We start from the raw sequence: 26,716 nt of genomic DNA on the forward strand, positions 1-26,716 counted from the left end.
ATGCCACTAAGATCAAATTCTTGAATTTATGTTTGACCTTACCCTTACGGGAAGGTTTATGTTAGGCGTAGATGAGAATTGGAGTATCGATATGAAGCATTACACAACCGCGCTCAACGGCCTAAATTGCATGGGTTGTGCGAAGAAAGTTCGCACACTGTTTGGCGAACTCGACAATACGACGATCAATGATATATCGCCGACGTACATCGATATTTCGACTCCTTTTAGCTACGTTGAACTCAACGAACAGTTAGCGCCCCTTAGTTATTCCATGGGTAATTCGCTGCATCTATCATTATCAGGACTCAGCTGTGGTAAGTGCGTGAGCAAACTGACTCAAGCGCTTGAGCAGACCGAGCAAATATCAGACCTAGAAGTCAGCAAATATGAATTGTCCTTGGTTACTTTGCTTGCAGAATCCGAGCTTATTGCGCTGATCGAAAGCGTGGGTTATCACGCGACTCCCTACTCTGAAGCTAATGACCTTTTATCGAGTTCAGATTCAAAAGAAGATAAAAAAACAGCGCCCATAGAACCGACACAAGCTAAACCTGCTGCTAGCCAATATACCTATCACCTTGTTCTTGAAGGAATGACATGTGCGAGTTGCGTTTCTTCGGTAGAGAAAGCGTTGAAAAAGAATGAGTTCGTCGACCAAGCTCAGATCAACCTCGCAGAACAGACAGCCTTGGTTTTCACCTCTAAAACACGAGATGTGATTGAAAGCGCTCTAATAGAATCGGTGAAAACCGCAGGTTACGGTGCTGAATTCGTTGATGACGCGGCAACTCAACAACAAAAACAACAAGAACAACAACTTCGTACCCAAAAAGCTTTCCTAAAGAATTCAGTAAGTGCGCTGGTTATCGGAGCTCCGCTGATGGCGTGGGGTCTGTTCGGTGGCAGCATGACCATTGTTACATTTAACGATCAATTAGCTTGGGGATTGGTTGGTGTGGTCTGTTTGATACTGCTTGCGACTTCAGGACGCAGCTTCTTCACTAACGCTTGGCAATCACTCATGCATAAGCGTGCGACCATGGATACGTTAGTTGCTTTGGGTACCGGCGCAGCATGGTTCTATTCAATGCTGGTTGTACTGATTCCAACATGGTTCCCAGAACCATCGCGTCATGTCTATTTTGAAGCAAGTGCAATGATTGTCGGCCTTATCTCTTTAGGGCACTACATTGAAGCTAAAGCCAAAGCACGCACCACAAAATCTTTACAGGCACTAATTAACTTACAGCCTCAAAAAGCGGTAGTTATCGTCGATGGTAACGAACAGACCATCGCCGCCGAAGCCATTCAAGTCGGTATGCAAGTGCGTGTAAAACCGGGAGAAAAAGTCCCTGTCGATGGCGTTGTGGTTTCGGGTGAATCCTACATCGATGAATCAATGCTGACTGGCGAACCGCTTCCTAACGTTAAATCGATTAATGATGGCGTTTCAGCAGGTACCATTAATGGTGATGGCAGCCTGGTCATTGAAGCGACCGGGATTGGCTCAAGCACCATGTTGGCTCGAATCATTCAGATGGTTCGCCAAGCACAAAGCAGCAAACCTGCGATTGCTAAGCTCGCTGACTCTATCTCTGCCGTTTTCGTACCTGTTGTTGTCGCGATCGCAGCCATTGCCGCCTTAGTTTGGTTTTTTGTTGGACCACAACCTAGTGCAAGTTACATGCTAGTGGTATCAACAACAGTGCTGATCATCGCCTGCCCATGCGCATTGGGCTTAGCGACACCGCTCTCAATTACTGTCGGCGTTGGTAAAGCCGCAGAGTTTGGCGTTCTGATCAAGGATGCCGATGTGTTGCAATCTGCAAGCAAAATCGATGCTGTCGTATTTGATAAAACCGGCACCCTAACTCAAGGTAAGCCAACCGTTCAGCAGGCTTTTTATGGCGATCTATCAGAGCAAGAACTGCTGGCTTACGCCTATTCGGTAGAGGTAGGGTCAGAACACCCATTAGCGAAAGCCGTTTGCCAATATGCAGAGAGCTTACAAGTTTCAGCGCTACCTCATAGCGAGTTCGAAAACCAACGTGGGCTTGGCGTACAAGCAATAATTAACGGCAAGAACGTTCAAGTCGGCTCACTTAAGTACCTCACTCAACTTGGCATTGAGACTGAAATTGGCGCGGACTTTATTGAGCTTTGCCGCTCACAGGCATGGACACCAATCTTCGTTGTAATAGATCAAAAACTGGAAGGCATATTTGGCATTTCAGACGCATTAAAAATAGATAGCAAACAAGCCATTGCTCAACTAAAATCCGCCGGAATTCACACCGTGCTATTAACAGGCGACAACGATTCTGTTGCTCAAGCGATAGGTAAAAGCGTCGGTATCGACGAGGTTATCTCGGAAGTACTTCCAGAGCAGAAAGCTCAACATATTGTTCAGCTTCAACAGCAATATAAGAGTGTTGCTATGGTCGGAGACGGTATTAACGATGCACCAGCTCTTGCTCAAGCAGATATAGGAATCGCAATGGGCAGTGGCAGTGATGTCGCGATTGAAAGTGCGCAAATGACGCTACTCAACTCATCGCCATTATCAGTAAGCAATGCGATCGAGTTGTCCCAAGCGACCGTAAGAAACATGAAGCAAAACCTGTTTGGTGCCTTCATCTATAACTCGCTTGGTATTCCTATCGCAGCCGGTGTGCTCTACCCATTTTTCGGATTTCTGCTTAGTCCAGTCGTTGCAGGCGCTGCTATGGCGATGTCGTCAATCACGGTAGTAAGCAATGCCAACAGATTAAGACTGTTTAAACCCACACATTCTAATATCAACAAAAACCATATTCATGAGGTTAACCATGATTCGTAAAATTATGACTCTTACAGCACTCGCTGCAATTTCAGGACAAGCTCTAGCTACTGATGTTCTAAACCATAAGTCTCCATACTGTGGCTGCTGCACAGAATGGACAGAACATATGCGAGATGCTGGGTTCGATGTTACAGAGAAGCTCCACGATGATATGAATCCAATCAAGCAGAAGTTAGGGGTAACGCAAAAACTAGCCTCTTGCCACACTGCAGAGATCGACGGTTACGTATTTGAAGGGCACATTCCAGCAGAGGACGTGAAAGCCTTTTTAGAAAACCCACCACGCAATGCGATTGGCTTAGCGGTTCCAGGTATGCCAATGGGCTCACCGGGCATGGAGTATGGCGATAAGAAAGACGAGTATTCTGTGTATGCGTTTAATGAAGAAGGTCAGGTGTTTGAGTACCGTCATTACAACGGAAAATAAAGCTTAACTAGACCAACGCCAAGCAATAAAAAGAAGTCATAAAAATAGAGCCTAGCATGAGTAAACCCAAGACTGTGGTTTACTTGCTAGGCTCTTTGCTTTTGGACAGTAAAGCAAATCTTGTCGCGGCACCAACCGGGCTGTTAGTGCCGCTATATTTCTCCTCGCTAATTGGCTAAGAAGCTATTTAGCAAAAAGCTATTTAACAAAAAAGCTATTTAGCGAAGAAGCTCACTCGGCTAATAATCTAATAGACTAAGCAGCCAAGTGAATCGGCTTAGAAGCCGTAAGAAGCGCCGAATACGAATGCGTTGTTAGCATTGTCAGCTTGGTTACGGTACTCAAAGTAAGGTTGAACGCCTTGACGAGTCCATGTAGCACGAAGCTCGTGGTCCATAGTATTATCAGCATCGCTCATCACGTATACGTTGTTGTAGCTTAGAGCTAGCTCAGCGTTTACTGCATAGCCGATACGGTTATCAAAACGAGTTTGGTCGTCAGCTTTGCTATCTTCCATAGCGTGGTAACGAGTACGGTTGCTGATAGAAATACCGTTATCGAAGTTATAACCAATCTTAACTAGCGGACGGTACTGAACCGTCTCACCGTTATTTAGTAGGTGGTGGTAACCAGCAGCAACCCATAGGTTATCATTGATGTTGTACATCTGCTCAACACCAAGAGTGATGTATGGAGAGTTACCAATGTTGTTGTCTTGTAGAGCATCATCGTCGTACTTACCAAGAGAGATACCATCGAACTCTGTTAGTAGCGTTGTACCTGAATCAAACGTGTGGCCAGCTTCTAATGTAGACGTAGCGTTTGGTTGGAAATCAGAGTGAAATTGAACGTTACCTGTAACGTAAGAAGAACCAGCAAAAGCACTAGAAGCAAAAGCAAGAGAAAGTGCACTTAGAGCGATAATTTTTTTCATAGTAAACTGCCTTAGTTTGATTTTTTCAGCGGCACATCTTCGGTACATCATTCACCTTCACCGCTTGAGTAGTTGGTAGCCTCCCTGGCATGAAATCTATGTTGCTCTAATTAATTTGCGTTTCAAAATAAAAGAATGAGCAGAGTGATCTCTCTCACTATCAAAAAAGAACAAGTTATTTAACAGATTAAAATCAGACACTTAAAAACATAAAAATTGATAAAAAACTCAAGACGCAAAAATGTACAGATCAAGATCACATTATTTTACGACGCAAAATTAGATTCAGTTGGTTCAATCACATTTGATTTATAGTTTTTTATAGGGGACTTATTTTTTGAAGAGAATAATGAGATACCCGTCACTTTTGCGACGAAACTCACCTTATGTGCGTTGTTGACGATATAAACAAAGACGGTTTCTATATGTTTCAGTTTAATAGAAAGACTTAACTCGCCTTAAACAAAAAGAGCTCCCACTTTTTACCTTGAGTAAGATAATAACGAGGGAGCTCTTCTATTAATGTTGCTTATCGATTATTTAATTGACGTTACTCGACTTACTTTCTCGCCACTTTCAGAGATAGAGCGGATGTAAGTTTCGCCTGAAACCGAAGGACGTTGTTGCTCATCGTACGTTAACCAGTTTTCGCCATCAGCAGAGTATTGCAGCTCTACGCCTGGGAATTGTACGTTCATCGCTAGCTTGCCATCAACAACCTGAGCGCCCGGTACTGGCAGTCGGTAATCAATGCCAGCTTTCTCAAGCTTAGCCAATTCACGTTGCCCTACAATATTCGCGAAGCGATTAAAGTCACTGTTTAAAGACTGCTTATTCACTAGGTTTGATTCTTGAGAATATTCAACGCCCACTTTATAGTCGTTTTCCCAATCCGCTCTGTGCCATGCTCTTTCTGCTGCAGCAAGAACGCGAGGGAATACCATGTATTCATACTGCTCGTCGGTACGTACTGTTTCAGACCAAAGTTGTGCAGACAAACCGTAGAAAGGTTTCGCTTCAATCTCGCCTTTACCAGAGAAACCATTGCCGTCACGGTCTAATGATGTTTCTGCGTTTTGTGGCATGTTTTCTGGTGCGAAGCCAAACATCTTACGAGTATCGGTTGCACGTGTTGCCCAGTAGTAACCACGCTCTGCAGCATCAACTTCGTATGGCATATCCATGTATACGTAGTCTGGGTTAGAGACGATTACGTCATACCCTTTTGCTGACCAGTCGTATACTGATGAAGTACCGCCCCAGTAAAGAACGTCCCAGAAGTTCACGCGAGTGCTTTCTGTTGCAAATGCTTTTTCGCCTTCACTGTATTTCAGGCCATCTTGCCATGCTTGGAAGTGAGGGATGCCTTTGTCAGCAACAATCTTAGATACCTGCTCTGCAAAGTGACTTGGCAAATGACCGAAGTCACTTACCGTTCCATCAGCGATCAAAGACTGACACTGAGGAGACTGTTGGAATGGCTTATCTTGCTTAGACAAGTCGATATTGCCTTTCCAAGCCACTTTATCTTCTGCATTAATATCTTGTAGGCCCGCGCCTAACTTGATGTTTTTCGCTTCATCGCCGCCAAAGTGCCAAGTCGTTAATGGAACGCCCGCTTCTTGGTGCATTGCCGCCACTTCAGAGATAACTTTATCGACAAAGTGAGTAGAAGATTCCATACATGGATTAATGAAGCTTTGCTTATCGTAGAACTGAACCGTGGTTACGTTCGATGTATCTTGTGGATCCATCAAGCGGTATTCGTTCGCTTCCGCTTCTTTACCTTCCGCCATTAGGCGAGTGTAACGCGCTTCCATCGATACCACAGCAGAACGAGCGTGTGCTGGCATATCAATTTCTGGAATTACTTCGATGCTGCGCGCTTTTGCGTAGCTTAAAATCTCGACGTAATCCGCTTTACTAAAGAAACCAGAGCCAAAGTTGTCTGTTGTTGGACCTGAACCTAGCTGAGGCAGTAAACAGCTTTGCTCTTCCAAATCAAAACAACGATTAGACCCTACATCCGTTAGCTCTGGTAAACCTGGGATTTCTAAACGCCAGCCTTCATCATCTGTTAAGTGAAGGTGCAGTTTATTCATCTTGTATGCCGCCATTTGATCTAGCGTTGCTAGGATGGCATCTTTTGAGTGGAAGTTTCGAGCAACATCAACCATCACACCACGGTAATCGAAACGTGGCGCATCTTTGATCGACAGTTGTGGTAATGATTCAGCGTTCTGACTGTCTATTAGGCCAAAAATAGACTGAACTGCGTAGAAAGCTCCTGTTTTATCAAACGCTTTAATCGCAATCCCCTCTTCCGAGATGCTTAGTTCATAAGCGCCAGATTTCGCTAAATCACCCGTAAACTGAGTAGGAACAACAGCAACACTAACAGGTAGGTCGCCACTCACATCTACGTTTACCACATCTGCACGTTCTTCAATTGCAGCGAACTGCTCAGCATCGAATGCGTCTTTAGGTAGGGCAATACCACCAGCAATGCTCACTGAACCTTCGCCCACTTCTACCGACATTGGCGTTGGTAGTAAAGTGGTTGATACATCTTGCGTTACCAGATCAGCATTCTTTTCAAAGCGAGTAACCGCTGTTGCCATGACATTGTTGTCATCAGGTGTACGCTTAAGGTTGTTTCCTTCCAAACCGGTTACGAACGACGCGACATCTTCCGTATTCAATGAAGCAATCATCTTAGGTTCAGCGTTTGGCGCCGTTACGAATGCACCCGGCATAAAGTCGGTTTCAAACAGTTGCCAGTATTCACTTGTTAGTGGAAGAATCACTTCTTCACCAGCGGCAAAACCATCGAACTTATCTGTAGGTTCTAGTTTGTGTAGGTCGCCCGTTACACGAGTGATTTTAAACTGCTCATTATCAACATCTAAGATAAGGCGAATACTGTGGAAGTAGATAGTCCAATCTTTCGAATCGATCGCTTCACCGTCGTTGCTCAGAGTCATGTTCACTTTGTTACATGATGCCCACTCTGCGCCTAAATCCTGACAAGCCATGCCTTCGTTTGCGCCGTGGTTCGTCAAGATTTCGTATTGCACATCAAGGTTATCAGCCAGTGCATTAACCACCTTTTGTTCTGGTGCTTGTGTTACCGCACAACCTGTTAAACCAGCCAGTACCGCTACAGATAGTAAGTTTCTCTTCAACATCGTATTCACCCATAAATTTAAAAAATTGAGTCAGAAGCAAAATAGAACGCTTCAAAAGTTAGATAAACTATATGTCCTTATTTTTCGCCGTGAATTAAATCAAGTTAATAAAGTGATCGGCTTCAAATCTAAAAAATATTGATAAAATTAACCTGATTAAAATCATGAAGTTACCGACATCGACAGTTCCGTCAGTTTTATTTTGACGTAATATTTGAGAATTGAATCACAATCTTTTGAAAGGATTTCATAAAATCGTGTCGTTGTTACTGAGAAAGGTTTAAGAGTTTGTTGGTGTTGTTATACTTTTCGTACAAACAACGTGACATCGTTCTCAAAAAAAACCGTTAAAAAACACCGTCAAAATCGATTTTAACGAGTTTAAGACTTCCTAAAGGAGCTCCCTTTGCGCCCATTCTTCTACATGACGTTATTCGTTCTCGCTTTTTCAGCTAGGCAAGCGGTCGCCGAGCCCCTTTATTGGCAAGCAAAAAAGGATGAACTGACACTCACTATCTTAGGTTCCGTGCACGTTGGGGACGAGAGTATGTACCCACTTCCTTCAGCGATCACCGATGCGCTAAAAAACAGTGATGGGTTAGTTATCGAAACGGATATCAGAAAGTCTGATGGCGTTGTATATCCTCACAACAAACTCACCACAGCCGATGTGCTCAATGAAGAACAACTGCAATTATTAACCGACATATCAAAATCGTTGGAGATGCCGACGCAACAACTGCTTAGCTCACCGCCTTGGGCGACTTCTCTTTCCATACAGATGCAGCAGCTAAAAAACCTTGGTTATGGCTCCGCCAGCGGCGTTGATGCGACACTAGCTCACAAAGCAACGATCCAAGATGTTCCGGTAATCAGTTTAGAGCCCCTACAGTTCCAAATAGACCTGATGACAAAACAAAAGGACGACGGTAAAGAATGGTTAGTCAGTAGCCTTGAAGAATTTGACCAAACTGATCGTGTGGTTCATTGCTTAATCGAAAGCTGGAAAGCAGGTGATTTAGCGAAGCTGGAAGCCTTCGCAGAGCTGTCTGAGATGTCGCCTGAACTCGAGAAAGCATTCTTAACTGATCGCAATATCGACTGGGCAAACAAGCTATCCGCCAATGATTGGAAACTCGATTCAAATGGGAATTATTTGATCGTGGTTGGCGCCTTGCACCTAGTTGGCGAAGGTAACCTTTTGCAATTGTTAAAAGAGAAAGGTTTTAATGTCACTCAACAATCACAAAGCCAAAAGGCCCAGTGTCAATTTGAGGTTAGTGATGACAGCTAGCTCAATTCGATGCCATGGCTTTCTTATAATATAACCATTACCTAATAACCGAATCATTACATTTAATAGCACCACAACGGTGCTATTATCTTTCGCTCTTTTTATATACGGTGTTGTTCTCATGAAACCAGTACTCTTCGCTTTACCTTTAGCCCTCGCGATCCTGATGCCCACGGCAGCGTCTGCCAGAGAAACTTGTACCATCGAACAGTTTCAAGCCATCGACATTCAGCCAGATACAAAAGGCGGCGTGCTAGATAAAGAAAGCGGACAGTTTTTGATTACTGAAAAGCCACCCATGCGATGCGCGAATATTACGTTCACGACGTCTACGACACGCAACCGTATCGCAAGCCAAATGAATGGTAATTTTGAAGCAAGCTTTTACGATGGCAAGACGGGTAACTCTCACTCGGTGACTTTTAACGAAGATGAAGTACAGGCAGGTTACATTCGAATTGGTCCAAATAATCCTGTTGAAGCGTATGTTTGCTTTGTTACTTCAGAGACACCAATCAAGAACATCGCTTGTGATGTGAAGTAAACAGATTTGGGACGGGCTTATTGAGTCAATCCTTTTCTCTATGCGGGATGTTTAGAACAACAAGAGATTCCCGACTCGCTCCTTCGTCACTCTAGGGAATGACGCACATACCAAAATGCAAAAAAGCTATAGCCCTTCTCTATAATAAATGGTCTACGGCTTTCTTTAATGTGGTGGTGAAGAGCTTGTTTGAACATCAGGCGAACCCCACCTAGGTTCAAACCCTATTTCCCATACCCTAAAACGACGAAAGCCTGCTCAATGAGCAGGCTTTCTAAATGTGGTCGGTGAAGAGGGATTCGAACCCCCGACCCTCTGGTCCCAAACCAGATGCGCTACCAAGCTGCGCTATTCACCGAGATATCTAACTGGCTGATTGCCTGTCGATGAAGCGTATAATACGGATTCTGAATTTATGCGCAAGAGCTTTTTTCACTCTTTTTTACAATATCGAATCGTTCGAACAAAAGACGTACAACCTAACGGCTGATGTGACGAAAAACACACACTCAACAACAAGTATTTAACTTATGAAACAGGATTGATCCAGATCAGTGAATTGATAACGCTAATTAATACACTGAGCCATGTCATATAACTTTGAGGTATACACATGGACTTTTGGCTAGAACTCCTATTTGGTAATGCAGTGGGGCTATCTTCAATGATAGTAATATTCGGGGCTCTGGGTCTCATGATGTTTTATGGAGGCTTCTTCATCTACAAAGTTATGACTGAAAAATCTCCTCACTAGAATCGCTCAGCCTAAGTCATCTACTTTTAAGTATCATTTTCTTTGGGTGGATGTAAAAACGCTTTGCACCGGAGCAGACTTATTGTCTTCTCCGGTTTTTTCATTTTTAAACCCGGCCTCAACTTAGGTATACTTACCCTATCCTTCTCCAACTTGAGATACACACTATGTCTCATGATGACGACTTAGATCTATTCCAAGAAATGATGGGCGATGTTAAACGTATCGACCATGACACCGCCGAACACCAGAAAGTACACCGAGTCACAGAATCTCACCTTGCTAAGCGTGAAGCCGCTATGTGGCTGTCTGACGACGAGAAAGACTACTTATCATTAGACTACTCACCAATGATCAAGCCAGACGACGTCATTGCTTACAAGAAAGATGGTGTACAAGAAGGCGTATACAAAAAGCTGCGCTTAGGCAAATACCCTATTCAAGCCAAACTCGACCTTCATAGGAAAACACTGAAAGACGCTCGTAACGAAGTACTCTCATTTTTACGCCAGTGTTTAAGAATGGATGTTCGCACCGTTATCATTGTTCACGGTAAAGGTGAGCGCTCGAACCCACCAGCAATGATGAAAAGCTACGTAGCGAATTGGCTCACGCAAATTAACGACGTTCAATGTGTTCATTCTGCTCAGCAATTTCATGGTGGCACTGGCGCAGTCTACGTTATGCTCAGAAAGAGTAATGAGAAAAAGCTGGAGAACAGAGAGCGCCATCAAAAACGCACCAGTTAACTGGTTGAAACAGATAAGTACACTGATAGCGAATTGCATCAAGATCGATATTTCGTGCCTAGACTCACACCAAGTGCTAAAATTGTCCTCAGTTAACGAATCCCAACTCAAAGCAACTATCCAAAGGTTGCTTTTTGTTTATCTATATTTCCGTTGTGAAACGCTAAGAGAATATCATGTCACAAGAACCCCAAGCTAAACGCCTTAATAAATACATCAGTGAAACTGGTTTTTGCTCACGCCGCGAAGCCGACAAACTCATTGATGCAGGCCGAGTTACTATTAACGGTAAGATCCCTGAGATGGGAACGAAAGTCTTGCCCGGTGATGATGTTGAGATCGACAATAAACCTGTTCGCTCAAAAGAGAAGCCGATCTACATTGCTCTTAATAAACCAACAGGCATCACCTGTACTACTGAACGTGATATTCCTGGCAACATCGTCGACTTTATCGGCCACCACAAACGTATTTTCCCTATTGGTCGTCTAGATAAGCCTTCTGATGGTCTTATCTTCTTGACCAACGATGGCGACATCGTAAACAAAATCCTACGTGCAGGTAACAACCACGAGAAAGAATATGTGGTGCGTGTAGATAAGCCGATTACGACGGAATTCTTGAAGCAAATGGGCGCTGGCGTTCATATTCTCGATACTGTTACCTTGCCATGTAAGGTCGAGAAAGAAACCAAGTTTTCGTTCCGAATTACACTAACGCAAGGCCTTAACCGCCAAATTCGCCGTATGTGTGAAGCATTGGGTTACGAGGTATTTAAGCTGCGCCGAGTTCGTATTATGAACATCTCATTAGACGGCATTCCTAACGGGAAATGGCGCTACCTGAGCGACGAAGAGATCACTGAAATTTTAGCGATGTGTGAAGGCTCTGTAAGTACTGAAGATGCATCAAAAATGAACGCGAAAGGTCAACGCATTCGCAAAGCGACAGACGCAAAACTTTTTGATAGCCGTGAAGAAAACCAAACTTCCACAGCGCGCCGTAATCAAAACGAGAATCGTACTCGCACCTATCGCGGTAATAATGCGGATGAATTCCGTCATGCGCCTAACTCGAAACGTGGCCGTAACTCATCGAATGGTGAAAGCGGTGGCAATACCGAGAACTGGAAATCGAACTCTCGTTCAGAGCGTTCTAATTCAGATAGAAACAGTTCGGATCGCACCCGCACAGATCGCAACAATGACGATCGCCGAAGCGGTAAGCCTGCACCAAAACGCGTAGGTGGTACATTAGGCCTGAAGAAGTAGTCAGAATCAGTAAGACGAGACACTCGATATAAAAACGCCCGCTAGATTAGTCTAGCGGGCGTTCTTGTTTGTCATTCGATAGTTTTATCATCATGACGACGACAATCTATAAACATAGATCAGCAAACTGGCCGCGAGTCAGCATCGCTAAGTCTTTTGGATCTAACTCAATTTCTAGCCCTCGCTTCCCTGCACTCACACATATCGTTTCAAAACTGGTAGCGCTGGAATGGACAAAAGTAGGTAATGCTTTTTTCTGACCAAGAGGACTGATCCCACCCACAACATAACCTGTGGTTTTCTGTGCAATATCAGGATTGGCCATCTCTGCTTTTTTACCTTTCGCTGCTTTAGCTGCAAGTTTAAGGTTTAACTTCTGGTCAACAGGAATAACAGCTACAGCCAAATCTTTAGCAACACCGTTCAAGCAGAACAACAACGTTTTGAACACACGTTTGGGATCCTGACCCAGAGCTTCAACCGCTTCTAACCCATAGTTGGTGTTGTTTGCATCGTGATGATACTGATGCACGGTGTGAACAATTTTCTTTTTCTTGGCAAGATTGATTGCAGGGGTCATAACAAATCCAAACGATAGATAAACAAAAAGCGACGCCGAGGCGTCGCTTTAGTTAAATTTATCATGGTGCTAGAGTCAATCTAATTTAGCACCTATTGATACAATTGCTTGGATTCAATTACTTGTAAACCATTTGGCCTGAAGGCGCGTACTTGTTCACGTCAACCGGGCTGTTTGCTTCTAGGTACTCTTTCAGTACTTCAGCATCAACAAAACCAGTATTTACGTAACCTGGGTGGTCAGACAGTTTAGGGTAACCGTCACCACCAGCAGCGTTAAAGCTTGGTACTGTGAAACGGTATGTTTCGTCTAGACGAAGCTGTTTGCCACCGATGAATACATTCGATACTTCACCGTTCGTCACTGTCATTGAAATGCCAGCGAACTGCGCGTAAGCACCAGAATCGATTGGTTTCGTCGCCACAACATTTAGGTAATCTAGAACTTCTTTACCTGTCATGTCTGTGTAAGTCAGGATGTTTGCAAAAGGTTGTACCTTCAGTACATCTTTGTAAGTGACGTTGCCCGCTTCAATTGAGTCACGAACACCACCAGAGTTCATCACAGCGAAGTCTGCTTGTGCACGCTCCATGTGAGAAGTCGCAATCAAACGACCTAGGTTAGTTTGTTGGAAACGAACTACGTTACGATCGCCTTCAAGCTTGCCATTAGTCTCAGCAATTTGAACTTCTAGCTGTGCTTGACCTTGCTCTTGGAAAGGACGTAGGAATTCAAGTAGCTCTGGATCTTGTGCAATTTCATCTTGAATAAGAACGCGTTGCTTCTTACCGTCAATCTTAACTTTCTTCTTAAGGTTAACTGGAACCAGATCGTAGCTCACCATCTCTAGCTCACCGTTACGGAATTCGTAATCAGCACGACCTACGTACTTGCCCCACTCGTGAGCTTGAACGATGTAAGTACCATTCTGTACGTCTGGTTTACACTCATCACCCGGCTTGAAGTTTTTCTTCGCAACGTTGGGGCCTTCCATACATACAGGCTCTTGAGAGTGACCACCAACGATCATGTCTAGGTCGCCTTCATTTAGGTAACGAGCAAGTGCTACATCACCCGGTGCGTTAACACCACGTTGGCCGTTTTCGTAGTGACCCATGTGAGTCACAGCAAAGATTAAGTCTGGCTTCTCTGTTTCTTTAAGTTCAGCGATTAGCTTCTTCGCTTCTTCTTTAGGGTCGCGGAAGTCAATGCTCGCGATGAACTCAGGGTTACCGATTTTCGCCGTATCTTCAGTTGTTAAACCGATAACCGCAATCTTGATACCTTGCTTTTCAAACATCTCGTAAGCTTGGAACTTGCGTTCGCCTGTTGCTTTGTCGTAGATGTTTGCAGATAGCATTGGGAAATTAGCCCAGTCGATCTGCTTTTGCAGTACGTCTAAAGAGTTGTCAAACTCGTGGTTACCCAATGCCATTGCATCGTAACCAATTTTATTCATACCTTTGAAATCAGGTTCTGCATCTTGAAGATCTGACTCTGGCACACCAGTGTTGATGTCACCACCAGATAGAAGCAACACGCTACCGCCTTCTGCTTCAACTTCAGCACGAAGTTGATCAACAAGCGTTTTACGCGCAGACATGCCGTATTCACCGTATTTGTTCTGCCAAAAACGACCATGGTTGTCGTTAGTGTGTAGAACCGTTAGCTTGTAAGTTTCGTCTTGGTTCCAATCTTGAGTAGATTGAGACGCACACCCAGCTAGAGTAGCTAGGATTGCAGCACTTAGTGCTGTCTTTAGAATAAGGCGTTGCTTCATTGTCATACCTTTGAACTTTTTAGGGGAATCCACTGCTTTTTATAATCTATTGCGACCCCTTTCCTGGAGTTCGAACAATAAGACTTCACATCACTTATCTTAAATTAACATTTCAGATGTAACATGATGATTTCATATTTATGTCGAATTGGTCACGCATAGATCGGCAGTTAAGTGTAACAAAATTATGAGATTACACTCAAACTTCCCCTGCATCACAGGCAATCGTTTACTTATAAAGTGTGATGGACATCAGTAATTTACTATAAACAGGACCGACCTCACACTCATATACGAGTTTCTTAGGTAATAACCCGCCTCGTTAACAACGATTTAAATGAACGATTTATGTTCGGCTGCTTTTACGAGATAAAAAAAACCCAATTCAAGGAACTGGGCTTTCTTAACTCAACTTTTGTTAAATAACGTTTCCGTTACTTCACATCCATCTCAATTATTTAATATCAATATGCTCAAAGCCTTTGATAAGGTCATCAAGTGCTTTCATCTGCTTCAAGAACGGCTCTAGTTTATCTAGAGGTAGCGCCGATGGGCCATCACAGCGTGCTTGATCCGGGTTAGGGTGAGCCTCAAGAAACAGACCCGCAATCCCCGTCGCAAGACCCGCTTTAGCAAGTTCAACGGTTTGCTCACGACGACCGCCAGAGGCAGCACCTGATGGGTCACGCATTTGAAGCGCATGAGTCACATCAAAGATAATTGGGCTGCCGTTTGATGATTTTTTCATTACACTGAAACCAAGCATATCAACTACTAGGTTGTCATAACCCATGCAAGAACCACGTTCACAAAGAATAATGTTGTCGTTGCCGCACTCTGCGAACTTATCAACGATGTTACCTACTTGATCCGGGCTCATGAACTGAGGCTTCTTCACATTGATAACCGCGCCAGTCTTAGCCATCGCTTCAACAAGGTCAGTTTGACGAGCAAGAAACGCTGGAAGCTGGATTACATCAACCACATCAGCAACAGGCTGAGCTTGTGCTTCTGTGTGGATATCAGTAATGATCTTCACGCCAAAAGTATCTTTCAGTTCTTGGAAGATTTTAAGACCTTCTTCCATACCTGGGCCACGGTATGAGTGAACTGAGCTGCGGTTTGCTTTATCGAAAGACGCCTTAAATACGTAAGGGATGCCCAACTTCTCTGTGACTTTCACGTAATGCTCACAGATCTGCATTGCTAGATCGCGAGATTCAAGAACGTTCATGCCTGCAAATAGCGTAAATGGCTTGTCGTTAGCAATTGGCATGTCACCAATGTGAACTGTTTTCTGTTCCATCATATTCTCTCTAAATAATTATTAATTAGTGAACAACCACTGTCTTTTCGTTCATGACGTTCACTTGAGATTTCAGTAACTCAGATGCAGGGTCATCTGGGCATTGGTCGATAAAGTATTGGTAATCCGTTGCAGCAACTTGATGACAGTCTAGCTGCTGATAAATAAAGCCACGGTCACGGATTTCATACGGATCATCCGGCACAAAGGTTAACGCAAGATCAGTACACTTCAATGCAAGCGTATAACGCTCTTCTCGCAGTAATGCACTCTTAAGCAACGCTAGCCACTTACCAATAATCGTTGGGTGGTCGGCAACCTCTAAGTGTTCCGCTTTCACCTTAGCGAGTGGGCCATCATGTCCGATTAACCAAGCTCGTAAAGTTTGTACGCCAACATACTCACCGTTGTAAGGGTTAATATAGACGGCTGCTTGCCCGTACCAACTCACTTTTAGCAAGAATTGAGTAGGGAAAGAGACGCCCTCTACAGGGAAGCCTAGCTTGCGACCTAGAAAAAGAAAAATCGCACCAAGACTCACTGGGATGCCTTTCTTTCTCTCGAGCACTTTATCGATGAATGCGTTTTCCGAAGAGAAGTACGCATCTTTATCGCCAGCAAAACCCCACTCGTAAAAGAATAGTCGAATAAAAGATTCAAACTTCTGCTGCTCATCGGTTTCATTAACCAAAGCAAACTCAGCGTCTTTTAACAATCTTGCGAGTTCTTGCTCAGCCCAGCTGTCTTGAGTTTCTGGGTTAATCGCTTTATTTAAGATCAATGCACCTTCAGCTAACTCTAGCTGGTCAAAGTCTTCATCAAAAAATTCGTACATACGTAACTAACCGAAATAAGGAGATAATTAACCGAAAAATGTTGGTGTCTTAGTCATTGCAATTTTGCCTGCCATCGCTAACCAGCCAAGCGCACCAAAGAAAGAGAAAACTCTCAATAGCTTGTTTTTACCCAACTTAAGTGCAAAGAAGCCCAGTGCGATGTAAGCCATAACACAAGTTAGTTTTTCGGTTAACCATGGCGCTGCTGGTGTAAATGGAATAAAGCCAGTGATAAAAATCAAACCAATACCCGATAGCAGCAGCAACGAGTCATTGATATGAGGGAAACGCTGCAAGAAAGGATGCTTAAGCTTTGGTGAGTTAACCATCATCAGAGCGAAACGAATCGAAAGAAGTAGCGCGCTTATAGCAATCGTTAGTAGGTGAAAATGTTTTAAACCTTCGTACATGGTATTCCTTTATATTTTTATATGTGCTTTCGTTAACACGAGCTAAACAATACCCGTTAATGCCCTGTATTTCTGCGTTAATTCTCTGTATTTCCGCGTTAAATGCATTATCGAGTTAAGTGTATTGTCGAGTTAAAGGTATCAATTTAGCAAGTTCATCATCTATTGCTCACAAGATGATTAACAGCAGCCTATGAGTAACCACTATCTATGAAAAGTAACGACCCAATGTCACTCGGTCATTACCACCGTAATCTTTTTCTGTAACCACATCCAAGTAGCCCAGTTGTTGCATTATCTCACGTACCGCCAAGCCTTGGTCATAGCCGTGTTCAAATGCTAGCCAGCCTTCGTTTTCTAAAAAACCGCGTGCGTTTTCAGAGATGTATCGAATATCAGCTAAACCTTTCTCTTCAGCAACTAACGCTGTGATCGGTTCAAAACGCACATCACCTTGAGATAAATGAGGGTCATTCTTCTCAATGTAAGGTGGGTTCGAGACAATCAACGAGAACTTCACAGCTTCTTCTTCAGAATTCACCGAGTTCAAAGGCTCAAACCAACTGCCATGTAAAAAAGTGGCGTTAGTGATATTTAATCGCTGAGCGTTTTCTGTAGCAAGTTGCTGCGCTTCAGGGCGAAGATCAATACCCGTCACTGGTCGATTCGGCATTTCAGACGCCAATGCTAACGCGATAGCACCTGTACCTGTGCCTAAATCGAGAATCGCACCTTGCTTGCCATACGTTTTGTCTAACGCCACTTCAACCAAACGCTCGGTATCCGGCCGTGGGATTAAAGTAGAAGGAGAGACTTTTAACGGCAGCGACCAAAACTCACGTTCACCAACAATGTAAGCCACAGGCTCACCGGTTAAGCGACGTTTTAGGAGGGTATGGAATTCGGATTCTTGTTCTGAAGTGAGGTGCTTCTCAGGCCAAGTCAGTAGGTAAGATCTAGGTTTATCTAAAGCGTGACAAAGCAGTACCGCAGCATCAATCGAGGGCGATGTGTTATCGCCCTCTTGAAGCTGTACGATTGCTGACTTTAAAGCACTTTCAACCGTATATGCTGACTGCATAGTAATTAGTTGTGCTCAGCAAGTGCTGCTAGTTGATCGGCTTGGTGCTCTTGTAGAACAGGATCAAGCAGGCTTTGCATATCACCTTCCAAAACTTCGTTCAGGCGGTAGATAGTTAAGTTGATGCGGTGATCAGAAACACGGCCTTGTGGGTAATTGTACGTACGAATACGGTCACTACGGTCACCAGAGCCTAATAGGTTACGACGTGTATCTGAAATAGCAGCAGCACGACGCTCTTCTTCAGCTTGAACGATACGAGCCGCAAGAACAGCCATCGCTTTCGCTTTGTTTTTATGCTGAGAACGCTCGTCTTGACACTCTACTACGGTACCTGTTGGCAAGTGAGTAATACGGATTGCTGAATCCGTGGTGTTAACGTGCTGACCACCCGCGCCAGATGCACGGAAAGTATCAATTTTAAGATCGCCCGCTTTGATCTCTGGAAGATCTGCTTCTGGGATCTCAGGCATAACCGCAACGGTACAAGCTGATGTATGAACACGACCTTGAGATTCAGTCTCAGGTACACGTTGTACACGGTGACCGCCAGACTCGAACTTCATTGTGCCATAAACAGCGTCGCCACTGATTTTAGCGATCATCTCTTTAAAGCCGCCCTGCTCTGAAACATTGCTGCTCATCACCTCAACGCGCCAACCTTTTTTCTCGGCAAATCTAGAGTACATGCGGAAAAGGTTACCCGCAAAAATACCCGCTTCATCACCACCAGCACCGGCACGAATCTCTAAGAAACAGTTACGCTCATCGTTTGGATCTTTTGGAATCAGAAGAATTTGCAGCTCATCAGTCAGACGTTCAATGTTCGCTTTCGCATCTTTGATCTCTTCTTGAGCCATTTCGCGCATTTCTGCGTCGTCTTCATTTGCCATCTCTTCAGCAGCTTCTAAATCTTCTTGAGCTTGCTGGTATGATTTGAAGCACCCCGTCACCTCTTCTAATTGAGAATACTCTTTTGACAAGGCACGGAATTTGTCTTGATTCCCAAGTACACCGGGATCACCAAGTAGATGTTGAACTTCTTCATAGCGTTCAACAAGTGTTTCAAGCTTTATTAGAATCGAGGCTTTCATAATGTCTTATTCTGTTGGAGGTCGAATATTATTGAGGGTTTTCTAAGCCCAAACTCTGTCTAATGACCATTAATTTTGCAGGTTCTCCTTGCTCAGCTGCACTTTGAAGTGCACGCGTTGGAGCATGGATCAATTTGTTTGTGAGCTTATTACTTAGCTCAAGTAAGACTTTCTCAGGGTCACCGCCAGCGGCAAGTGATTGTAAACTCTTACTTAATAAATCTTCTCGGATTTCATTGGCCGATTTACGGTAATCACGAATACTGTCTACCGCTTGCAGTGAACGCATCCAACTCATAAACGCGGCGCTTTCTTCACTAACTATTGCTTCAGCTTGAATCGCTTCTACTTTTCGTTGTTCAATATTGCCATCAACGATCGACTGCAAATCGTCAACGGAATATAGGTAAGCATCATTCAGATCGCCGACCTGAGATTCCACATCACGAGGAACCGCAATATCAACCAACAACATAGGTTGATGCTTTCTTGTCTTCAGTGCGGTTTCAACCATGCCCTTGCCAATAATAGGCAGCGGGCTTGCAGTTGAGCTGATCACGATATCCGCTCTATGCAAATGGTCAGGAATTTCATTGAGGCTGATCACTTCAGCGCCAAACTCTTCTGCCAACCCTAAAGCACGCTCACGAGTTCGGTTGGCGACAATCATCTTGGTGCAACCATTCGCTGAAAGGTGTTTTGCCACCAATTCAATCGTCTCACCCGCACCCACCAATAACACCGTTGATTCAGCAATCGACTCAAAGATGTGTTTGGCTAACGTACAAGCTGCGTAAGCAACTGAAACCGCGCTTCCACCAATTTCAGTTTCAGTTCGAACACGCTTAGCGACAGAAAATGATTTCTGGAACAGTTTTTCCATTGAAGCATCAACAGATTTGTTCTCTCGCGAGTCCGTATAAGCTTGCTTCACCTGACCTAAGATCTGCGGCTCACCCAATACCAAGGAGTCCAAACCACAAGCTACGCGCATTAAATGTTTAATCGCGGCCTGCTCTTCATGGACATAAATGCTGGGTTTTAGCTCTTCAGGGCTAACTTGATGGAAAACTGACAACCAATCGATGAGCTTGTTTTTTGCCACGCCTTTGACGTCACAATACACTTCAGTTCGATTACAGGTAGAAAGTATGACACTTCCATTTACGTGTGCATTTGCGTTCAGTTGCTTGAGTGCCTCAGATAATTTATCTGGACCAAAAGCGACTTTTTCTCGCAATTCAACCGACGCTGTATTGTGATTGATACCTACGGCAAGCAAAGACATGTATCAGAAGTTCTCGATCAGGGAATGGAAACAAGGGGCGAATTTTACTTGATGCATGGCTCTATTTAAAGAGCAAGCGGGATTTGTTTTCCTGACTTCGTGAATTCAATGCTATAGTTGAGACGTTTTTTAGATAAATTTGAACAAGTTGTGAGCAAATATGAGCAAGCTTCGTAAAATCACGTCTCTTATTTTTATAACCATAATTATGGTGGGTTGCTCGTCTATCCCAGAACAACCGACCAGCGTCGAGTGGCAAAGTCACCAAGATCGGCTTTTACAGATAGAAAACTATCAAGCCTCAGGCAAGCTCGCTTACATTTCTCCAGAGCAACGCCAAAGCCTAAATTTCATTTGGAAGCATTCACCTAATCAGAGTCAATTGAGGCTCACTACTTTCCTTGGTCAAACCGCCTTGAACCTCATAATTGACAGTTCGGGTGCCAAGGTAGTCACTTATGATGACCAAGTTTTTACTCATGCAAGTGCTTCCGTTCTTGTGGAACAACTTACTGGATTGCAGATTCCCATTGACCATCTACCGCAATGGTTCCTTGGCATTCCAGATCAAGCCGATAGCTACCAATTGAACACAACCAACACGCTTGAATCTCTCACCAAAAAAGTCAGCAACCAACTATGGACACTGAGTTTTGCTAACTATCGCAATACAGAGATGCCGAGTAAACTATTATCTGGTGAAGACAACAAGAACTCTAGTGAAGACAACACTAAGGTAGAGACAATCCCACTCCCTACTCGATTGTCATTCAAGCAAGACGAGAACAAAATCAACATTGTAGTTTCGAAGTGGACACTGAAAAAATGATAACAACGCCAACCCACTGGCCTTCTCCGGCTAAACTGAATTTATTTCTTTATATCACTGGTCGACGTGACAATGGTTATCACGAACTTCAGACCTTATTTCAGTTTGTCGAGTTTGGCGATGAACTGACGGTTAGTGCAAATCAAGAAACCAGTGCGATCACAATAACCCCTGAAATTCCAGGCGTTGCGACAGAAGATAACCTGATTTGGAAAGCCGCAACTGCCCTCCAACAATATACATCGACCTCTTTCGGTGCGGATATTGAACTCAAGAAAGTGTTGCCAATGGGAGGTGGCATTGGTGGGGGCTCTTCAAATGCAGCAACCGTGCTGGTCGCGCTTAATTATTTATGGCGACTCAACCTCTCTGATGATCAACTTGCCGAAATCGGTTTGCAGCTTGGTGCAGACGTTCCTGTCTTCGTTCGAGGCCACGCCGCCTTTGCCGAAGGGGTTGGAGAACAGCTACAGCCCGCTAATCCGGATGAAAAATGGTATCTCGTTGTCAAACCTCAAGTGAGCATAGCAACTGTAGACATATTCACACATTCAGAATTAACTCGAAATACGCCGAAGCGAGCACTAGCAACGCTTCTAGAGCAAGAATACGTAAACGATTGCGAAAAAATTGTGCGAATGCTGTACCCAGAGGTTGATAAGCAACTTTCATGGCTGCTACAATACGCGCCGTCGAGATTGACTGGTACAGGTTCATGCGTTTTTGCTGAATTTAGCAGCAAAAAAGAAGCCGAATCGGTGCTAGAGCAACTGCCTGACACAGTTTCCGCGTTTGTCGCGAGAGGACGAAACATTTCGCCTTTGAAAGAAACTTTGGCTGAATACCAATCAGCCCACCCACAATCTATTTAAAACTGGACGCAACCCGAGGTTTCCACCGTGCCTGATATGAAGCTATTTGCTGGTAACGCAACACCTGAACTAGCCCAACGTATTGCTGATCGTCTATACATCTCTCTTGGCGATGCTACTGTAGACCGTTTTTCTGATGGCGAAGTCGCTGTACAAATCAATGAAAACGTTCGTGGTAGCGATGTATTCCTGATTCAATCAACTTGTGCACCAACCAATGACAACCTTATGGAATTGGTGGTAATGATTGACGCAATGCGCCGTGCTTCTGCTGGCCGTATTACTGCTGTAATCCCTTACTTCGGTTATGCCCGTCAAGATCGTCGTGTACGTTCTGCTCGTGTGCCTATTACTGCAAAAGTTGTTGCAGATTTCCTTTCTAACGTTGGTGTTGACCGCGTTTTGACTATCGACCTACACGCAGAGCAAATCCAAGGCTTCTTCGATGTACCTGTTGATAACATCTTCGGCACTCCAGTTCTTCTAGAAGACATGGCTAACCGTGGCCTAGAAAACCCAGTCGTGGTTTCTCCAGACCTTGGTGGTGTTGTACGTGCTCGTGCAACCGCTAAAGCGCTAGGTGATGTTGACATCGCTATCGTTGATAAGCGTCGTCCACGTGCTAACGTTTCTGAAGTAATGAACCTGATCGGTGATGTTGAAGGTCGTGACTGTGTTATCGTTGATGACATGATCGATACTGGTGGCACACTGTGTAAAGCAGCTGAAGCGCTTAAAGAGCGCGGTGCTAAGCGTGTATTCGCTTACGCTACTCACGCTGTATTCTCTGGTACTGCTGCAGAAAACATCCGTAACTCAGTTCTAGACCAAGTTATTGTTACAGATTCAATCAAGCTTTCTCCAGAGATGGCTGCGACAGGCAAAGTGACTGAGCTAAGCCTTTCTCGCATGCTTGCTGAAGCAATTCGCCGCATCAGCAACGAAGAATCAATCTCAGCGATGTTTAACTAATCAAAGCTCTATAGCTTTGTTGTAGAAAAGCTTTGTTTTAGAAACTCGTGAGAGAGACATATTAAGCACTTCATTGAATGAAGTGCTTTTTTTATGTCTAACCAATATTAAGCCGCAATTCACCATAGTCAGGAATCATCGTGTTGCTATCAGCTAGCTCGCACCTTTTTCATAAACTGTGATATCATACGGCGCTTTTTGAAATCCCAAGAGAGATCCATACCTTGAGCCAACAAATAAAACTTCTCGTTGGACTGGCTAATCCAGGTCCAGAATACGCCAAAACTCGCCACAATGCGGGTGCTTGGGTAGTTGAAGAATTAGCGCGTGTACATAACGTGACACTAAAGAACGAACCAAAGTTCTTTGGCCTAACGGGTCGTATCATGGTTCATGGTGAAGATCTTCGCTTGCTGATCCCAACGACTTTTATGAACTTGTCAGGCAAAGCTGTTGCTGCCTTAGCAAAGTTCTACCAAATTAAACCAGAAGAGATCATGGTGGCTCACGATGAGTTAGATCTTCCTCCAGGTATTGGAAAGTTTAAAAAAGGTGGTGGTCATGGTGGACATAATGGTCTGAAAGACATCATCAGCAAGCAGGGTAACAATAAAGAATTCTATCGTCTTAGATTAGGCATTGGCCATCCAGGACACAAAGATAAAGTTGCAGGTTATGTATTAGGCAAAGCTCCTGCGAAAGAGCAAGAGTGTATCGAGGCTGTCGTTGACGAATCGGTTCGTAGCCTAGACATCTTATTAAAAGATGGCCTACCAAAAGCACAAAATCGCTTACATACGTTCAAAGCAGAATAAGGTTTATATCATGGGTTTTAAATGTGGCATCGTTGGTCTACCAAACGTTGGTAAGTCAACTCTGTTTAACGCACTGACTAAAGCAGGCATCGAAGCAGCAAACTTTCCATTTTGTACAATCGAACCAAACACAGGTATCGTTCCGGTTCCAGATCTACGCTTAGATGCATTAGCAAAAATTGTTAATCCACAGAAGATCCTTCCAACGACAATGGAATTCGTAGATATCGCAGGCCTAGTTGCTGGCGCATCTAAAGGTGAAGGTCTAGGTAACAAATTCCTAGCTAACATCCGCGAAACTGATGCTATCGGTCACGTTGTACGCTGCTTTGAAAACGAAAACATCGTTCACGTTTCTGGCAAGGTCTCTCCAATCGAAGATATCGAAGTGATCAACCTTGAGCTTGCTCTTGCCGATCTAGATAGCTGTGAACGTGCAATCTTCCGTAATGCTAAAAAAGCAAAAGGCGGAGATAAAGACGCTAAATTTGAAACTACAGTTCTTGAAAAGCTTCTACCTATCCTGACTGAAGGTGGTATGGCTCGTACTGTTGAACTTGGCAAAGAAGAAGTAGCAGCAATCGACTACCTTAACTTCCTAACGCTTAAGCCAACAATGTACATTGCAAACGTTGCTGAAGATGGTTTTGAAAACAACCCTTACCTAGACGCCGTTCGCGAATATGCAGAAAAAGAGAACAACGTTGTTGTTGCTGTGTGTGCTGCAATCGAATCTGAACTTTCTGAGCTTGACGATGAAGACCGTGAAGAGTTTCTAGCTGACATGGGCATCGAAGAACCAGGCCTTAACCGAGTGATCCGCTCTGGTTACGAGCTACTGACTCTTCAAACTTACTTTACTGCCGGTGTTAAAGAAGTTCGTGCTTGGACTATTCCTATCGGTGCAACAGCACCGCAAGCAGCTGGTAAGATCCACACCGACTTCGAGAAAGGTTTCATCCGTGCAGAAGTAGTTGGCTACGAACATTTCATCGAATTTGGCGGTGAAAGCGGAGCAAAAGATGCAGGTAAATGGCGTCTTGAAGGCAAAGAATACATCGTTAAAGATGGTGACGTAGTTCACTTCCGCTTCAACGTATAATTCTGATTAAACATCTAGAAAAAAGGCCAGTGAATTCACTGGCCTTTTTGTTTTCCCCCTTTAGAAATAGCCCCACATCCAAAACTTAACTTCCTATATATATCGCCTTTTAGACCTGTTTTTTGTCGACAAATACACCTCTTTGCCTAAAAAGAAACCGAACAGATGTTTATTCGCGATTTATTCAAAAAAAAAGTTGACGGGTTTCGCTCAACTCCGCATAATGCGCCCCGTTCACAACGAAGCGGCAACGTCTCGAAATGAGCAACAATTTGGAAATGGCTACTTAGCTCAGTTGGTTAGAGCACATCACTCATAATGATGGGGTCGCAGGTTCGAATCCCGCAGTAGCCACCATTTCCTAAGCACTCTGTTTGTTATTAAACATCTGTCTCTTAACAACAAAGAGTTTTTAGGAAAGTAAAGCGGTCGTGGCGGAATTGGTAGACGCACCAGATTTAGGTTCTGGCGCCGAGAGGTGTGAGAGTTCAAGTCTCTCCGACCGCACCATATTGAGATATCTTAATTGATATCATTGTTGGGCTATCGCCAAGCGGTAAGGCACTGGCTTTTGATGCCAGCATTCCCTGGTTCGAATCCAGGTAGCCCAGCCACAATTTAAAGTGTAATTATCTTTAAAAAGATAATGGCATTGGAAGCGAGATTATATTATATTACTTCGCTCTCAGATGGCTACTTAGCTCAGTTGGTTAGAGCACATCACTCATAATGATGGGGTCGCAGGTTCGAATCCCGCAGTAGCCACCATTCTTTCTTTATGAAAGAAAAAGTACAAACAACGTTATATTGAATTACCAATGTCGATATAACTATAAAGATTTGCTGCGGTCGTGGCGGAATTGGTAGACGCACCAGATTTAGGTTCTGGCGCCGAGAGGTGTGAGAGTTCAAGTCTCTCCGACCGCACCATTATTTAGATATCTTAAATGATATCCTGTTGGGCTATCGCCAAGCGGTAAGGCACTGGCTTTTGATGCCAGCATTCCCTGGTTCGAATCCAGGTAGCCCAGCCATTACAACGTTACTTAGACAAACCATAAGTCTTCTTAACTATACTCTTTGCTAGAGTAAAAGCTTTGCTGCGGTCGTGGCGGAATTGGTAGACGCACCAGATTTAGGTTCTGGCGCCGAGAGGTGTGAGAGTTCAAGTCTCTCCGACCGCACCATTATTTAGATATCTTAAATGATATCCTGTTGGGCTATCGCCAAGCGGTAAGGCACTGGCTTTTGATGCCAGCATTCCCTGGTTCGAATCCAGGTAGCCCAGCCATTACAACGTTACTTAGACAAACCATAAGTCTTCTTAACTATACTCTTTGCTAGAGTAAAAGCTTTGCTGCGGTCGTGGCGGAATTGGTAGACGCACCAGATTTAGGTTCTGGCGCCGAGAGGTGTGAGAGTTCAAGTCTCTCCGACCGCACCATTATTTCTCTTTTATTAGAGATAAAATAGTGAATACATAAAATTCATTATTGGCTACTTAGCTCAGTTGGTTAGAGCACATCACTCATAATGATGGGGTCGCAGGTTCGAATCCCGCAGTAGCCACCATTCTTTCTTTATGAAAGAAAAAGTACAAACAACGTTATATTGAATTACCAATGTCGATATAACTATAAAGATTTGCTGCGGTCGTGGCGGAATTGGTAGACGCACCAGATTTAGGTTCTGGCGCCGAGAGGTGTGAGAGTTCAAGTCTCTCCGACCGCACCATTATTTAGATA

Annotated in this window: 22 protein-coding genes and 12 tRNA genes; 23 read left to right on the forward strand and 11 right to left on the reverse strand. The window is 44.1% G+C overall.

Going from position 1 to position 26,716, the window contains the following annotated elements; all coding sequences use genetic code 11:
• Nucleotides 1-58 precede the first annotated feature (58 nt).
• Both L3V33_RS16050 and L3V33_RS16055 read left to right on the forward strand, forming a co-directional pair.
• On the forward strand, nt 59-2,842 hold the full coding sequence (locus tag L3V33_RS16050) for a heavy metal translocating P-type ATPase (RefSeq protein WP_237290802.1): 2,784 nt from the start codon (nt 59-61) through the stop codon (nt 2,840-2,842).
• A complete protein-coding gene (locus L3V33_RS16055; RefSeq protein WP_004736129.1) occupies nt 2,832-3,272 on the forward strand; it encodes a DUF411 domain-containing protein in 441 nt (146 codons plus the stop codon). The genes L3V33_RS16050 and L3V33_RS16055 overlap by 11 nt, the downstream gene beginning before the upstream one ends.
• Before the next feature lie 277 nt (nt 3,273-3,549).
• Here L3V33_RS16055 and L3V33_RS16060 read toward each other — a convergent pair whose 3' ends face one another.
• The gene (locus tag L3V33_RS16060; RefSeq protein ID WP_076678140.1) at nt 3,550-4,206 is read right to left on the reverse strand and encodes an oligogalacturonate-specific porin KdgM family protein; all 657 of its coding nucleotides are present in this window, start codon (nt 4,204-4,206) and stop codon (nt 3,550-3,552) included.
• Nucleotides 4,207-4,742: 536 nt separating this feature from the next.
• A complete protein-coding gene (locus L3V33_RS16065) occupies nt 4,743-7,394 on the reverse strand; it encodes a beta-N-acetylhexosaminidase (RefSeq protein ID WP_237290803.1) in 2,652 nt (883 codons plus the stop codon).
• 406 nt (nt 7,395-7,800) lie between these two features.
• On the opposite strand from L3V33_RS16065, the gene L3V33_RS16070 reads away from it, so the two are divergent.
• The gene (locus L3V33_RS16070; RefSeq protein WP_237290804.1) at nt 7,801-8,688 is read left to right on the forward strand and encodes a TraB/GumN family protein; all 888 of its coding nucleotides are present in this window, start codon (nt 7,801-7,803) and stop codon (nt 8,686-8,688) included.
• A gap of 121 nt (nt 8,689-8,809) precedes the next feature.
• Nucleotides 8,810-9,232: a hypothetical protein gene (locus L3V33_RS16075; protein ID WP_237290805.1), complete on the forward strand. Its 423-nt coding sequence runs from the start codon at nt 8,810-8,812 to the stop codon at nt 9,230-9,232.
• A 281-nt stretch (nt 9,233-9,513) separates the two neighbouring features.
• Here the strand turns inward: L3V33_RS16075 and L3V33_RS16080 are convergent.
• A tRNA-Pro gene (locus tag L3V33_RS16080) sits at nt 9,514-9,590 on the reverse strand.
• Between the two features lie 255 nt (nt 9,591-9,845).
• On the opposite strand from L3V33_RS16080, the gene L3V33_RS16085 reads away from it, so the two are divergent.
• From L3V33_RS16085 to rluF, 3 genes are all read left to right on the forward strand, one after another.
• Nucleotides 9,846-9,986: a DUF3149 domain-containing protein gene (locus tag L3V33_RS16085; RefSeq protein ID WP_004736246.1), complete on the forward strand. Its 141-nt coding sequence runs from the start codon at nt 9,846-9,848 to the stop codon at nt 9,984-9,986.
• A 167-nt stretch (nt 9,987-10,153) separates the two neighbouring features.
• Nucleotides 10,154-10,735, forward strand: a complete 582-nt coding sequence (gene smrA / locus L3V33_RS16090; protein WP_017076135.1) for a DNA endonuclease SmrA — start codon at nt 10,154-10,156, stop codon at nt 10,733-10,735.
• A 176-nt stretch (nt 10,736-10,911) separates the two neighbouring features.
• A complete protein-coding gene (gene rluF, locus L3V33_RS16095) occupies nt 10,912-12,006 on the forward strand; it encodes a 23S rRNA pseudouridine(2604) synthase RluF (protein ID WP_237290806.1) in 1,095 nt (364 codons plus the stop codon).
• Between the two features lie 106 nt (nt 12,007-12,112).
• On the opposite strand, the gene ybaK is transcribed toward rluF, so the two are convergent.
• From ybaK to hemA, 8 genes are all read right to left on the reverse strand, one after another.
• Complete coding sequence (gene ybaK, locus L3V33_RS16100; RefSeq protein ID WP_102327915.1) at nt 12,113-12,586, reverse strand: Cys-tRNA(Pro) deacylase; 474 nt, start codon at nt 12,584-12,586, stop codon at nt 12,113-12,115.
• A 118-nt stretch (nt 12,587-12,704) separates the two neighbouring features.
• The gene (gene ushA, locus L3V33_RS16105; RefSeq protein WP_029225832.1) at nt 12,705-14,366 is read right to left on the reverse strand and encodes a bifunctional UDP-sugar hydrolase/5'-nucleotidase UshA; all 1,662 of its coding nucleotides are present in this window, start codon (nt 14,364-14,366) and stop codon (nt 12,705-12,707) included.
• Between the two features lie 454 nt (nt 14,367-14,820).
• On the reverse strand, nt 14,821-15,675 hold the full coding sequence (kdsA, locus tag L3V33_RS16110) for a 3-deoxy-8-phosphooctulonate synthase (RefSeq protein ID WP_237290807.1): 855 nt from the start codon (nt 15,673-15,675) through the stop codon (nt 14,821-14,823).
• Nucleotides 15,676-15,697: 22 nt separating this feature from the next.
• The gene (locus L3V33_RS16115) at nt 15,698-16,507 is read right to left on the reverse strand and encodes a SirB1 family protein (protein WP_017084479.1); all 810 of its coding nucleotides are present in this window, start codon (nt 16,505-16,507) and stop codon (nt 15,698-15,700) included.
• A 27-nt stretch (nt 16,508-16,534) separates the two neighbouring features.
• Nucleotides 16,535-16,918 carry a SirB2 family protein gene (locus L3V33_RS16120; RefSeq protein WP_004736238.1) on the reverse strand — a complete coding sequence of 128 codons (384 nt, stop codon included), beginning with the start codon at nt 16,916-16,918 and terminating at the stop codon, nt 16,535-16,537.
• Nucleotides 16,919-17,126: 208 nt separating this feature from the next.
• On the reverse strand, nt 17,127-17,999 hold the full coding sequence (gene prmC, locus L3V33_RS16125; RefSeq protein WP_171330837.1) for a peptide chain release factor N(5)-glutamine methyltransferase: 873 nt from the start codon (nt 17,997-17,999) through the stop codon (nt 17,127-17,129).
• Nucleotides 18,000-18,004: 5 nt separating this feature from the next.
• The gene (prfA, locus tag L3V33_RS16130) at nt 18,005-19,093 is read right to left on the reverse strand and encodes a peptide chain release factor 1 (protein ID WP_004736236.1); all 1,089 of its coding nucleotides are present in this window, start codon (nt 19,091-19,093) and stop codon (nt 18,005-18,007) included.
• A 28-nt stretch (nt 19,094-19,121) separates the two neighbouring features.
• On the reverse strand, nt 19,122-20,381 hold the full coding sequence (gene hemA, locus L3V33_RS16135) for a glutamyl-tRNA reductase (protein ID WP_171330835.1): 1,260 nt from the start codon (nt 20,379-20,381) through the stop codon (nt 19,122-19,124).
• 160 nt (nt 20,382-20,541) lie between these two features.
• Between hemA and lolB the strand changes: the two genes are divergently transcribed.
• The 16 genes from lolB to L3V33_RS16215 all read left to right on the forward strand — a co-directional run bounded on the left by lolB (nt 20,542) and on the right by L3V33_RS16215 (nt 26,705).
• The gene (gene lolB / locus L3V33_RS16140; RefSeq protein ID WP_237290808.1) at nt 20,542-21,210 is read left to right on the forward strand and encodes a lipoprotein insertase outer membrane protein LolB; all 669 of its coding nucleotides are present in this window, start codon (nt 20,542-20,544) and stop codon (nt 21,208-21,210) included.
• Nucleotides 21,207-22,082: a 4-(cytidine 5'-diphospho)-2-C-methyl-D-erythritol kinase gene (gene ispE / locus L3V33_RS16145; RefSeq protein ID WP_171311875.1), complete on the forward strand. Its 876-nt coding sequence runs from the start codon at nt 21,207-21,209 to the stop codon at nt 22,080-22,082. The genes lolB and ispE overlap by 4 nt, the downstream gene beginning before the upstream one ends.
• Before the next feature lie 27 nt (nt 22,083-22,109).
• Nucleotides 22,110-23,054: a ribose-phosphate pyrophosphokinase gene (locus tag L3V33_RS16150; RefSeq protein WP_012603389.1), complete on the forward strand. Its 945-nt coding sequence runs from the start codon at nt 22,110-22,112 to the stop codon at nt 23,052-23,054.
• Between the two features lie 224 nt (nt 23,055-23,278).
• Nucleotides 23,279-23,869: an aminoacyl-tRNA hydrolase gene (pth, locus tag L3V33_RS16155; protein ID WP_010439162.1), complete on the forward strand. Its 591-nt coding sequence runs from the start codon at nt 23,279-23,281 to the stop codon at nt 23,867-23,869.
• A 10-nt stretch (nt 23,870-23,879) separates the two neighbouring features.
• Entirely contained in the window at nt 23,880-24,971 is a 1,092-nt protein-coding gene (gene ychF / locus L3V33_RS16160; RefSeq protein WP_026012356.1) for a redox-regulated ATPase YchF, read from the forward strand.
• 280 nt (nt 24,972-25,251) lie between these two features.
• Nucleotides 25,252-25,328: transfer RNA gene (locus tag L3V33_RS16165), tRNA-Met, on the forward strand.
• Between the two features lie 68 nt (nt 25,329-25,396).
• Nucleotides 25,397-25,481 (forward strand) — tRNA-Leu (locus tag L3V33_RS16170).
• 29 nt (nt 25,482-25,510) lie between these two features.
• Nucleotides 25,511-25,585, forward strand: a tRNA-Gln gene (locus L3V33_RS16175).
• 77 nt (nt 25,586-25,662) lie between these two features.
• Nucleotides 25,663-25,739, forward strand: a tRNA-Met gene (locus L3V33_RS16180).
• Nucleotides 25,740-25,816: 77 nt separating this feature from the next.
• Nucleotides 25,817-25,901 (forward strand) — tRNA-Leu (locus L3V33_RS16185).
• A gap of 29 nt (nt 25,902-25,930) precedes the next feature.
• A tRNA-Gln gene (locus L3V33_RS16190) sits at nt 25,931-26,005 on the forward strand.
• Between the two features lie 68 nt (nt 26,006-26,073).
• A tRNA-Leu gene (locus L3V33_RS16195) sits at nt 26,074-26,158 on the forward strand.
• 29 nt (nt 26,159-26,187) lie between these two features.
• Nucleotides 26,188-26,262, forward strand: a tRNA-Gln gene (locus tag L3V33_RS16200).
• Between the two features lie 68 nt (nt 26,263-26,330).
• Nucleotides 26,331-26,415, forward strand: a tRNA-Leu gene (locus L3V33_RS16205).
• A 51-nt stretch (nt 26,416-26,466) separates the two neighbouring features.
• A tRNA-Met gene (locus L3V33_RS16210) sits at nt 26,467-26,543 on the forward strand.
• A gap of 77 nt (nt 26,544-26,620) precedes the next feature.
• Nucleotides 26,621-26,705: transfer RNA gene (locus L3V33_RS16215), tRNA-Leu, on the forward strand.
• Nucleotides 26,706-26,716: the final 11 nt, after the last annotated feature.

Source organism: Vibrio sp. A2-1, assembly GCF_021728355.1.
Classification (GTDB): Bacteria; Pseudomonadota; Gammaproteobacteria; order Enterobacterales; family Vibrionaceae; genus Vibrio; species Vibrio splendidus_K.

Coding starts and splice junctions, on each gene's coding strand:
- L3V33_RS16050 (WP_237290802.1), top strand. CDS start 59: ATGTTAGGCGTAGATGAGAATTGGAGTATCGATATGAAGCATTACACA.
- L3V33_RS16055 (WP_004736129.1), top strand. CDS start 2,832: ATGATTCGTAAAATTATGACTCTTACAGCACTCGCTGCAATTTCAGGA.
- L3V33_RS16060 (WP_076678140.1), bottom strand. CDS start 4,206: ATGAAAAAAATTATCGCTCTAAGTGCACTTTCTCTTGCTTTTGCTTCT.
- L3V33_RS16065 (WP_237290803.1), bottom strand. CDS start 7,394: ATGTTGAAGAGAAACTTACTATCTGTAGCGGTACTGGCTGGTTTAACA.
- L3V33_RS16075 (WP_237290805.1), top strand. CDS start 8,810: ATGAAACCAGTACTCTTCGCTTTACCTTTAGCCCTCGCGATCCTGATG.
- L3V33_RS16085 (WP_004736246.1), top strand. CDS start 9,846: ATGGACTTTTGGCTAGAACTCCTATTTGGTAATGCAGTGGGGCTATCT.
- smrA (WP_017076135.1), top strand. CDS start 10,154: ATGTCTCATGATGACGACTTAGATCTATTCCAAGAAATGATGGGCGAT.
- rluF (WP_237290806.1), top strand. CDS start 10,912: ATGTCACAAGAACCCCAAGCTAAACGCCTTAATAAATACATCAGTGAA.
- ybaK (WP_102327915.1), bottom strand. CDS start 12,586: ATGACCCCTGCAATCAATCTTGCCAAGAAAAAGAAAATTGTTCACACC.
- ushA (WP_029225832.1), bottom strand. CDS start 14,366: ATGAAGCAACGCCTTATTCTAAAGACAGCACTAAGTGCTGCAATCCTA.
- kdsA (WP_237290807.1), bottom strand. CDS start 15,675: ATGATGGAACAGAAAACAGTTCACATTGGTGACATGCCAATTGCTAAC.
- L3V33_RS16115 (WP_017084479.1), bottom strand. CDS start 16,507: ATGTACGAATTTTTTGATGAAGACTTTGACCAGCTAGAGTTAGCTGAA.
- L3V33_RS16120 (WP_004736238.1), bottom strand. CDS start 16,918: ATGTACGAAGGTTTAAAACATTTTCACCTACTAACGATTGCTATAAGC.
- prmC (WP_171330837.1), bottom strand. CDS start 17,999: ATGCAGTCAGCATATACGGTTGAAAGTGCTTTAAAGTCAGCAATCGTA.
- prfA (WP_004736236.1), bottom strand. CDS start 19,093: ATGAAAGCCTCGATTCTAATAAAGCTTGAAACACTTGTTGAACGCTAT.
- hemA (WP_171330835.1), bottom strand. CDS start 20,381: ATGTCTTTGCTTGCCGTAGGTATCAATCACAATACAGCGTCGGTTGAA.
- lolB (WP_237290808.1), top strand. CDS start 20,542: ATGAGCAAGCTTCGTAAAATCACGTCTCTTATTTTTATAACCATAATT.
- ispE (WP_171311875.1), top strand. CDS start 21,207: ATGATAACAACGCCAACCCACTGGCCTTCTCCGGCTAAACTGAATTTA.
- ychF (WP_026012356.1), top strand. CDS start 23,880: ATGGGTTTTAAATGTGGCATCGTTGGTCTACCAAACGTTGGTAAGTCA.